Source organism: Dietzia sp. SLG310A2-38A2, from assembly GCF_014145095.1.
Lineage (GTDB): Bacteria > Actinomycetota > Actinomycetes > Mycobacteriales > Mycobacteriaceae > Dietzia.
This window is the reverse complement of the sequence record NZ_JAALDX010000534.1, coordinates 1-1174: the sequence shown is the minus strand read 5'-3', so window position 1 is coordinate 1174 and position 1174 is coordinate 1. Positions and strand designations below refer to the sequence as shown.

The window sequence follows — 1174 nt, the reverse complement described above, 5'->3', positions numbered from 1 at the left end:
GAGGGTGTTTCATTGAGTGTGTAAGGGTCCGGTCTCGTACCGAGGTGTGACCTACGGGTTTCACCTCCGGAAGGATCGACCGAATGACTGAAGTAGCTGATGCGCAGAACCCTCTTGCTGGGGTGCTGAACGCCGATCAGATCGATGCCCTGGTGACCGCCGCCGAGGAGCTGGGCGAGGGCCGTCACGGCGTCGAGGAGTTGTTGACACGGATGACCAAGGCCGTGCTGGAGCGGGCCATGGAGGTCGAGCTCAGCGACCACCTGGGCTATGAATCCGGCGACCCCGCCGGGCACGGGAGCGGCAACTCCCGCAACGGCAAGACCACCAAGTCCGTGCAGACCCTCCAGGGCCCCGTGCAGCTCACCGTGCCGCGGGACCGCAATAGCTCGTTCGAGCCGGTCATCGTCCCCAAACGCGCCCGCCGGGTCGGCAAGGTCGAGGACATGATCCTGTCCCTCTACGCCCGTGGAATGACCACTAGGGACATCAGCTCACATATGGAGGAGATCTACGGCTCCACGGTCTCCGCCGCGACTATCTCCAGGGTCACCGACGTGGTTGCCGACGAGATTGCACTCTGGCAGTCCAGGCCGCTGGAGACGGTGTACCCGATCGTCTACATCGACGCGATCTGGCTGAAGATCCGCGACGGCGGGGTCGTGGCTAACAAAGCCTGTCACGTGGCCGTAGGGGTCGATCTGGAGGGCCGCAAGCAGGTGCTGGGCCTGTGGCTCGGCGCCACCGAGGGGGCCAAGTTCTGGGCAGGCGTGCTGACCGAGATCCGCAATCGCGGAGCCAAGGACATCCTGATCTTGTGCTGCGACGGACTGACCGGGTTGCCGGCCGCGGTCAACAGCGTCTACCCCGAGACCGTGGTGCAGACCTGCGTGGTGCATCTCCTGCGCTCGGCCATGAAGTACGCCTCCTACGCCGACCGCAAGAGCATGGCCAGGGACATGAAGCCGATCTACACTGCGGCCACCATCGAGGCGGCCGAGCTGGCGATGGAGGCCTTCGCCGAGACCTGGGGCACCAAGGCGCCAGCGGCGGTGATGGCGTGGCGCAATGCCTGGGAGGACTTCACTCCGTTCCTGGCGTTCACCCCCGAGATCCGCAAGGTCATCTACACGACGAACCAGATCGAGTCGATCAACTATCAACTCCGAAAGAT

At 64.2% G+C, this 1174-nt stretch carries 1 protein-coding gene; it reads left to right on the top strand.

The window, feature by feature from the left end:
* Positions 1 to 83 precede the first annotated feature (83 nt).
* Positions 84 to 1174: IS256 family transposase (locus G6027_RS16830; protein WP_182638139.1), on the top strand; the 1091-nt coding region annotated here is incomplete at its 3' end.